This window comes from Microcystis sp. M113S1 (genome assembly GCF_020246945.1).
In the GTDB taxonomy this organism is placed as follows: Bacteria; Cyanobacteriota; Cyanobacteriia; order Cyanobacteriales; family Microcystaceae; genus Microcystis.
This window is the reverse complement of the sequence record NZ_JADBSA010000424.1, coordinates 1-7495: the sequence shown is the minus strand read 5'-3', so window position 1 is coordinate 7495 and position 7495 is coordinate 1. Positions and strand designations below refer to the sequence as shown.

11 protein-coding genes and 1 pseudogene are annotated in these 7495 nt (G+C 43.3%); 4 read left to right on the top strand and 8 right to left on the bottom strand.

The window, feature by feature from the left end; genetic code table 11:
- Positions 1-232: 232 nt before the first annotated feature.
- Positions 233-349 carry a photosystem II reaction center protein I gene (locus IM319_RS21640; protein WP_002732356.1) on the bottom strand — a complete coding sequence of 39 codons (117 nt, stop codon included), beginning with the start codon at positions 347-349 and terminating at the stop codon, positions 233-235.
- Between the two features lie 302 nt (positions 350-651).
- Here IM319_RS21640 and rsmI point away from each other — a divergent pair, with 302 nt between their 5' ends.
- Positions 652-1491, top strand: a complete 840-nt coding sequence (gene rsmI, locus IM319_RS21635) for a 16S rRNA (cytidine(1402)-2'-O)-methyltransferase (RefSeq protein WP_286825213.1) — start codon at positions 652-654, stop codon at positions 1489-1491.
- A 36-nt stretch (positions 1492-1527) separates the two neighbouring features.
- Here rsmI and IM319_RS21630 read toward each other — a convergent pair whose 3' ends face one another.
- From IM319_RS21630 to IM319_RS21610, 5 genes are all read right to left on the bottom strand, one after another.
- Positions 1528-2697, bottom strand: a complete 1170-nt coding sequence (locus IM319_RS21630) for an LptF/LptG family permease (RefSeq protein ID WP_286825212.1) — start codon at positions 2695-2697, stop codon at positions 1528-1530.
- 34 nt (positions 2698-2731) lie between these two features.
- Entirely contained in the window at positions 2732-3460 is a 729-nt protein-coding gene (gene lptB / locus IM319_RS21625) for an LPS export ABC transporter ATP-binding protein (protein WP_002797884.1), read from the bottom strand.
- A 91-nt stretch (positions 3461-3551) separates the two neighbouring features.
- Positions 3552-4052, bottom strand: coding sequence for an LptA/OstA family protein (locus IM319_RS21620; RefSeq protein ID WP_287684381.1), 501 nt, complete (start codon positions 4050-4052; stop codon positions 3552-3554).
- Between the two features lie 409 nt (positions 4053-4461).
- Positions 4462-4887 (bottom strand): DUF309 domain-containing protein, encoded by a 426-nt coding sequence (locus tag IM319_RS21615; RefSeq protein WP_061432732.1) that lies wholly within the window; start codon positions 4885-4887, stop codon positions 4462-4464.
- A gap of 9 nt (positions 4888-4896) precedes the next feature.
- The gene (locus tag IM319_RS21610) at positions 4897-5256 is read right to left on the bottom strand and encodes a ferredoxin thioredoxin reductase catalytic beta subunit (protein ID WP_002760795.1); all 360 of its coding nucleotides are present in this window, start codon (positions 5254-5256) and stop codon (positions 4897-4899) included.
- Positions 5257-5511: 255 nt separating this feature from the next.
- Here IM319_RS21610 and IM319_RS21605 point away from each other — a divergent pair, with 255 nt between their 5' ends.
- Both IM319_RS21605 and IM319_RS21600 read left to right on the top strand, forming a co-directional pair.
- Positions 5512-5811 carry a DUF1816 domain-containing protein gene (locus IM319_RS21605; RefSeq protein ID WP_287079968.1) on the top strand — a complete coding sequence of 100 codons (300 nt, stop codon included), beginning with the start codon at positions 5512-5514 and terminating at the stop codon, positions 5809-5811.
- The gene (locus tag IM319_RS21600; RefSeq protein WP_286825205.1) at positions 5780-6427 is read left to right on the top strand and encodes a ComF family protein; all 648 of its coding nucleotides are present in this window, start codon (positions 5780-5782) and stop codon (positions 6425-6427) included. Before IM319_RS21605 ends, IM319_RS21600 begins: the two co-directional genes overlap by 32 nt.
- A gap of 43 nt (positions 6428-6470) precedes the next feature.
- Here IM319_RS21600 and psbX read toward each other — a convergent pair whose 3' ends face one another.
- A complete protein-coding gene (psbX, locus tag IM319_RS21595; RefSeq protein WP_002733679.1) occupies positions 6471-6590 on the bottom strand; it encodes a photosystem II reaction center X protein in 120 nt (39 codons plus the stop codon).
- Positions 6591-6992: 402 nt separating this feature from the next.
- Here psbX and IM319_RS21590 point away from each other — a divergent pair, with 402 nt between their 5' ends.
- Positions 6993-7292: a hypothetical protein gene (locus IM319_RS21590; RefSeq protein ID WP_287736882.1), complete on the top strand. Its 300-nt coding sequence runs from the start codon at positions 6993-6995 to the stop codon at positions 7290-7292.
- 35 nt (positions 7293-7327) lie between these two features.
- Here IM319_RS21590 and IM319_RS21585 read toward each other — a convergent pair.
- Positions 7328-7495, bottom strand: a pseudogene (locus IM319_RS21585) (DNA adenine methylase); the annotation flags it as partial.

Here is a 7495-nt window from a genome sequence, read left to right as displayed (position 1 = left end):
GCCAAGCTTTTCTGGTCGGAACCCCCTAAGCCGAGTTTTCAAGGTGCTGCGCCGTCCACTTGGTTTTCGAGACTGGCCTTTTAATTCTAACGTAAAGCCAACCTAGAACGGCGGGGTTTCAGACCCAAAATTTCCGATGATACTACCACGATCATTATTTCTAGGGAGACAGGGGAAGTTCGATAACTTGTTCCCTGTGCCTCTACCCTAGAACCAGTTTGATAATTGTCTTCTACTCAAAGTCTTTGCGTCCGGGGTTACGGGTAGGATCGCCAGAAAGGAAGCCAAAGATAAAAAGTAAGACAAAGAAGGAAACAACGATATAAACGGCTATTTTTAGGGTTAACATTACTAAGACGTTCTCCTTAGACTAGATTACTGCATTGACAGGGGTGAGCATACCTTGACCTACTTTACCCTATTTGAGTGATCCCTGAACAGAGAAAAGCGATCGGTTATCAGTCGTCAGTTATCAGTTATCAGTGAGCAGTGATCAGATGTGAGTTTTTAGTGGACAGTCTTATCAGTGATCGGTTATCAGTGGGAGAAGAGAATATTAAAGGACAGTTTTCTGCTGTCTTTTCACTGTTTACTGGTTACTGTTGACTTATCACTGAAAATACGACTAAATAGCCTATTTTTAGCCAATTTATGAATAATCTCGGTAAATTGTATGTGGTGGGAACGCCGATCGGCAATTTAGACGATCTGACTTTGCGGGCCTTGGCAACTCTCAAAAAAGTCGCTCTAATTGCTGCCGAAGATACCAGACACACAGGGAAATTATTACAGCATTTTGATATTCCAACCCCTCAAATTAGTTACCACGAACATAATCGCCTTTCCCGTCTCGATGAGTTATTAAATATTCTCAGCCAAGGTCAGGATATCGCTTTGGTTACTGATGCAGGAATGCCGGGGATTTCTGACCCAGGTTATGAGTTAATTAAAGCTTGTATAGAAGCTAAGATCGAAGTGGTTCCCATCCCCGGAGTAACGGCGGTAATTACTGCTTTAGCGGTGTCGGGATTACCCACGGAAAGATTCTGTTTTGAAGGATTTCTTCCGGGTAAGGAAAAGCTGAGACAAGAGCGCTTAGAGAGTTTAAAAACTGAAACGAGAACGATGGTTTTTTATGAAGCTCCTCACAAACTTATTAAGACTTTGGAGGATTTACGAGAAACTTTCGGCCCAACGAGAAAGATAGTTTTAGGTCGGGAATTAACCAAGCTTTACGAAGAAATTTGGCGAGGAACTGTCGCCGAGGCGATTAATTTATATCTGGCGAATAAAACTCCTAAAGGAGAATTTACGATCGTAGTTATGGGCAACAATCGGTTCGATACTATCCAATTATCCGACGAGGAATTAAAACGGGAATTAAAACAGATTATCGAAGGAGGAGTTAATCGATCGCAAGCCAGCAGACAATTAGCACAAGTTACTAATTTATCCCGCAGTCGTTTATACAAATTAGCCTTAGAAATTTGATGATTATCAATTTTTATTCCCACCGCTAACCCTCGATTACTTAGCCGATTGAAGTAACAAAATTCCCCCGGCAGTTAATCCTAAAATATTGGGCAACCAAGCGGCCATCAAGGGGGTTAAAACTCCGCCAATGCCTAAGGAACTGGTGACAAAAGATAGGAGATAATAGGAGAAAATTAGGACGATACAAATACCGAAACTGGTGGCTTTATTAGCATTTTGCGGACGTAATCCCAAAGCTGCCCCAATCATCCCAAAAACTAAACAAACAAAGGGTAAAGATATTTTCTGCTCGATTTGAACCTGTAGTTTTCTAATTTTGGTAGGATTGCCGCTTAATTGCAGTATTCCTAGATATTCCCGCGCTTGTCTTAGGGTCATTTCTGAACCATCTCGGCCCCGAAAAGCTAAATCTAAAGGGGTACGAGGTAGGGCTAATTGTTGATGTTGAAATCGTACAATATTACGATAGGAACCCTTAGGATCAATTAGATAAATTGTGCCGTTATAAAAATCCCAAATATTTTTTTCAATATTCCAAGAAGCTGATTCTGAGGTAATAATTTGATTAACTTCCGGCTGGGTGCGATCGAGAATGGTTAAACCTAGCATTTCTTGACCGTTAAATCTTTCAGCATAAAATAACCTTCTTAATACCGTTTGCGCTTCCCCTCCATCCGGTGGCCGCACTTTGCCGTATTCAGGATAAATAATATTATCTTCAATAAAAGATTTGCGATTTGGTCGCAGAGCTTTGGTCATGGTAGCATTAGCTTCATAACTGGCAGCCGGAGCCACATAATCATTAAAAACGTAGGTTAATCCCGTCACTATTAAACTTAGCACAATGGCGGGAATTATGAGGCGATAAACACTAATTCCAATACTTTTCAAAGCAATTAATTCGCTATCACTGGCTAAACGACTGTAGGCCATTAAAGCCGCTAAAAGTATCGACATGGGAAAGGCTAAAACGATAAACTCTGGCATTTTTAATAAGAGAATTTTTAAGGCCAAAGTAAAAGGTAAACCCGATTCAGTAATCCGTCGCACTAAATCAAATAAAGTACCGATCGCCACTCCCAAAGAAGTGAATAAACCCATACCAAATAAAAAGGGCAATAATAACTCGACAAAAATATAGCGGTCTAAGATGCTAAATCCGGGTATTCTACTTAAATTTCCTTGCCAATTGCTAACTTTCATGATATAATGCAGCGATTTTTTTTATTAATAACAATTATCGGAAAAAATTATCACCCAAATAATACTGACGCACCAGAGGATTATTATAAAGTTCTTCGCCACTTCCCGCCGCTAAAATCTGCCCTTCGCGCATAATATAAGCCCGATTAGTGATAGCCAAAGTTTCTCGCACATTGTGATCAGTAATTAAAATTCCCATCTGACGATCCCTTAAACCGGCGATCATCGCTTGAATCTCGGACACAGCGATCGGATCCACCCCAGCGAAAGGTTCATCTAATAATAAAAATCTTGGTCCGTTGACTCCCACCGCTAAAGCGCGAGCTAATTCTGTCCTTCTTCTTTCTCCTCCGGAAACGTAGGCTCCTTTAGTGCGAACAATCTTATCGAGGCGAAATTCTTTTAATAAATCATAGAGACGATTTGCCCGTTGGGAAAAGGGAACCCCCGACTGTTCTAGGGCTAACTGAATATTTTCTGATACAGTTAAATAACGAAAAATACTGGCCTGCTGCGTCAGATAGCCAATACCCAGACGCGCCCTTTGATTAAGGGGTAATTTGGTAATTTCTTTTTGATCGAGCCAAACGCGCCCTTGATTCGGTTTAATTAATCCCGTGGCGATATAAAAAGTTGTGGTTTTCCCCGCACCATTTGGTCCTAATAACCCGACAATTTCTCCCGGGGCCACAGTAATACTCACCCGGTTAACTACGAGCCTTTTACCGTAGGATTTATGGATATTTTCTAATACTAAAGTCATCTTTATCGGGGGTTGGGGGATGGGGAAGTGGGGAAGTGGGGAGAAAAAAAGCTGACTCCTGAATTCTGTCTCGGAGACTACTGACTCCCAATCACTGCGGGTTAATAATTGGGGCAGCGGGGAGGGAAGGGGAAGGTATGGGTGCGGGTGTCGGAGAAGCAGCCGGTTGGGGGGAAGTTTCGTTATCTTTGACTAAATAAATTGACTCCACCTGCTGACTGGTTTGGGGAGTAGCGATAAATCTGCCCTCATCGACTAGATAAGTCATCGTTTCGGCGCGGATACTGTTGCCTTCCTGCAAAACGTAAACGTTACCCGTCATCACTAAACGACGTTCGCGGCTAAAATACTGAGCTTGGGCGGAAGTGGCCTGCATTTTGCGGGCAGGATAGAACACTTGTACGTTACCCCTCGCAGTAATTACCCCCGTTTTTGAGTTTGCCTCTTGAATATCCGATCGCACTGTCATGGCATTACCGGGTACAATGTTCTGCTGTGCTTTGACTAGGGGAGAATTGCCCAATCCCATGATTAAGCTAGTAGAAACGAGGGAAACTAGCCATCCTCTGATTTTTGTGTATCTTGCTCTCATAGAAATGTCGCCTATAAGTAAATGGTTTCAATTAAATTGAAGATAGATTTTGTCTTTGATCCCCCCTTAAACCCCCCTTGATAAGGGGGGTGCTGACAATTTTTAACACCCACCTACTTAGGGTCTGCTGAAAAAGTTTTTCGGTGGGGGTTGGGGGTTGGGGGTTGGGGGTTGGGGGTTGGGGGTTGGGGGTTGGGGGTTGAGGTGTAGGGTGTAGGGTTTTACCGATTTTGAGGGGGTCAATTACCTAATTTTCAGGGAAAAAGTACCTGAATTTTCCCCCCGACCACTCCAATGGTTGGCACTTTTTGAGGTAAAAAAAGTCTAAAAGTCTTACCCAACAAGGTTTTTAGATTTATTCAGCAAACCCTACTTAGATGTAATTGTATTGACTAACTAATCTAGCTTTTTAGAGGACAGGATGACTTTTGAGGATTTTCGGCAGAGAACATATAGATCGATCGAGGTGGGGGTGAGGATGTTCCTGATTGCTTTTCATCGCTTCTAGCACTGCCGGTAAAGCTTGGGGATCGAGATTCTGTAAAAAGTTTAATAGATCCAAACTCTCCCCGACCAAGTGCGTCACGTTGATCCCCTCATAATCGGGTTGATAGTGTTGTAAACGTCTCACCCCTTCTCCCAAAAGGATTACCGCTCCGCGCCAGTTATTATTTTCCAGATGGTAACAAGCGACAGCAATCTGCAAAATGCCTTGATAAAAGGTTTTTTCTGGCTCTGCGGACTCCATCCACAAAGCCTCTAGGGTATCATGACAAGCATAGAATTGCTGGCGATTAAATTCGTCGATTCCTTGGCCAAAAGCGGTGGCTGTCATTACCCTAAACTAATGCCCCTTCATCGATTCGCGGACTTCTTGGATATAGTCGAGGGAAATTATCTGTTCTTCCCCAGCAAACTCGTTATCGGGGGTAATAAATAGCATACAGTGACATTCTTTCCGTTCCCGCATCGGTACACAGGGACAATTCCAGAAAGTATTTTTTACCTCCGCTTCTTTGTCTTCGTAGTGACGACAGGGACATAAAGGAGCGCCTAATTCGTCCTTATGACGCGCTAATCCCTCAATTACTACGGCTGTCACCGAGAGATCGCTACAGAAGTAAGTATTTGTACGTCTAGCGTACTGTTCGGCAAAATTCTTCATCGCCTCAAGACTCTTATCTGTGTCTGTGATCTGGCTCATAGTTATCTGATCCCCTTAGCTTTCTAAAAAAAAACTTTTTACTATCCTATCTCGATCCGCTTCCCCTTGGCTGAGGGGAATTTTTAGAATCTCTTTCGATTTTGCGACCGATCCCCTTGTTACTCTAATACGATAAAAAGACTCTCTTTGGCCAAAAGCTGTATTTTTTGGCCAGCAAATGGGAATTATGGGGGCAAAGTTCCTCAAAACCTATCCTTGATTCCCGCAATCCCTGTACCCTATCACTACCAGAACATGATTTTATCTTTCTTGGAGACAAAGAAAATTTCTGACGATAATACCCCTTGGTGGCTGAAAATTACCTCCCTTTCCCCCCACTGTATTTACTATTTTGGTCCCTTTGCTTCTTTTGAGGAAGCACAACAGCATCAGGGGGGTTATCTACAAGATCTAGAGTCCGAAGGAGCGCAAGGAATCAGTCTTTCGATCGAGCGGAGTAATCCCCATTATTTGACCGTTTTTGACGACGGAAATCAGGATCTAGCTAAAACTTTTGCTTCCCATGCTCGAACCTTTTCTCGCTTTATTTCTTAAGTCTCCCTGTCCTCTTTGTCAACGGCAGAGCGAGCGAGAGCTTTGCCGTGATTGTGGGCGACAATTACAGTCCTATCGTCAGAATAACCCGCTTTTTCTCTGGCGTGGTTCTATTCCCCTGTTTATCTGGGGACGCTATGAAGGTAAATTAAAACAGGCGATCGCTAAAATGAAATACGATCGCCATCCCGCTCTCGGCTCTTTGCTAGGCAGTTGCATGGGGGAAACTTGGCTGCTTCGTCCTCCCCTCACCGATAAACGCTTGACGGTGATTCCTATCCCTCTCCACCCAGAAAGGTTAAAGGAAAGGGGTTTTAATCAAGCAGAAGCTATTGGCGAGGGTTTTTGTCGTTTAACCGGTTATCCTCTGGCTAGTCGCGGATTAATTCGGATTAAGAACACGGCAGCCTTATTTAGTCTGGCAGCCGAGGAGAGAAAAAAGACGATGCAAGCGGCTTTTCAACTGGGGAAAAATTTACCGAAATCAGTGCCGATTCTCTTAATTGATGATATTTATACCACGGGAACCACGATCGAGGAAGCTGTGCAGGTTTTACAAACGGAGGGATATCGGGTAGTCGGGGCGATCGCTCTTGCCAGTTCCAAAATTAGCTAAAATGCCCAGACGGATCCGTCTGGGCATTTAGAGTTAGATTAAATTAAGTCCGTTTGATCTTGTCGTATTGACTAATGAAAATCAAACCGATAGTGGCAGGAATCAGGACGATAACCGCACCTAAAACAAGGCTCCAGAGAAAGTTAGCTAAAGAGGGTGTCATGATAGATAAATCCTTTGTCATATTTTCAAAGACTTAGTTTTTTATCTTATCACCTTGGGCGAGAAGACCCCCAGTTCCACGGCCAGATAAATGCGATCGCAAGTTTTATAAGTATCTAAGCACAATTAATTACACATCTAAGCCACTACTCCGTCAGACTTCTGCGGTGGTGAGCAAACAGAGAACTGAAAACTCAAATCCGATCCCTAATAGCTGTATCCCGTCTCCCGTATCCTGTCTCCTGTCTCGGAGTCTCCTGTCTCAACTAGGAAATTAATTTTGCACGACTACTTATGTCTTCAATCGCTGAAAATAAAATCTCCCTTGACTTCTCAAGGTGATAGGGATGTTTGACAATAGGTGATAGTTACAAAAGTTCACACTAGACTGGCAAAGATTTTTATGGCTACTGACGATCGCAAACGTCGCATTCTCGATCATCTCTCCAGAAGCACCAGTGGTGCTGACTATATTCCCAAAAAACCGCTGCCAATTGTGGAAACTCCCCCGCTGGCAGCGCAACCGGTGGCAGCGCCGCCTCCAGTGACTACTTCACCGGAATTAACTGCTAAAGAGCGCAAAAGAAAGATAATGTCCCATCTTTCCATGAGTAGTGAAGATTTTGGCGAAATTACTAGCACTACCCCCCAAGAAAAGCGTAAACGTCAAATTAATGACCATCTGCGCCAAAGCCAAGGATAAACAGTAAGGAGTGAGAATTAGCAACTAGGCATCTTCTAGACTGTTCTCACTCCCTCATTTTCTGCTGTCGATGGGAATAATGACAGTTGTTGCAAATCAGTTCCTCGCTCTGGCAACAAGGAAATGTTAAAGTTAGTAATGAGCGCTTCGGTGATCGGATGACGTAATTTTTCTGTGGAACCAACATGATAAAAATGCTGTTT

Excerpts from the sequence above, each read along its gene's own strand:
- IM319_RS21640 (WP_002732356.1), bottom strand. The coding sequence starts at position 349 with ATGTTAACCCTAAAAATAGCCGTTTATATCGTTGTTTCCTTCTTTGTC.
- rsmI (WP_286825213.1), top strand. The coding sequence starts at position 652 with ATGAATAATCTCGGTAAATTGTATGTGGTGGGAACGCCGATCGGCAAT.
- IM319_RS21630 (WP_286825212.1), bottom strand. The coding sequence starts at position 2,697 with ATGAAAGTTAGCAATTGGCAAGGAAATTTAAGTAGAATACCCGGATTT.
- lptB (WP_002797884.1), bottom strand. The coding sequence starts at position 3,460 with ATGACTTTAGTATTAGAAAATATCCATAAATCCTACGGTAAAAGGCTC.
- IM319_RS21620 (WP_287684381.1), bottom strand. The coding sequence starts at position 4,052 with ATGAGAGCAAGATACACAAAAATCAGAGGATGGCTAGTTTCCCTCGTT.
- IM319_RS21615 (WP_061432732.1), bottom strand. The coding sequence starts at position 4,887 with ATGACAGCCACCGCTTTTGGCCAAGGAATCGACGAATTTAATCGCCAG.
- IM319_RS21610 (WP_002760795.1), bottom strand. The coding sequence starts at position 5,256 with ATGAGCCAGATCACAGACACAGATAAGAGTCTTGAGGCGATGAAGAAT.
- IM319_RS21605 (WP_287079968.1), top strand. The coding sequence starts at position 5,512 with ATGATTTTATCTTTCTTGGAGACAAAGAAAATTTCTGACGATAATACC.
- IM319_RS21600 (WP_286825205.1), top strand. The coding sequence starts at position 5,780 with ATGCTCGAACCTTTTCTCGCTTTATTTCTTAAGTCTCCCTGTCCTCTT.
- psbX (WP_002733679.1), bottom strand. The coding sequence starts at position 6,590 with ATGACACCCTCTTTAGCTAACTTTCTCTGGAGCCTTGTTTTAGGTGCG.
- IM319_RS21590 (WP_287736882.1), top strand. The coding sequence starts at position 6,993 with ATGGCTACTGACGATCGCAAACGTCGCATTCTCGATCATCTCTCCAGA.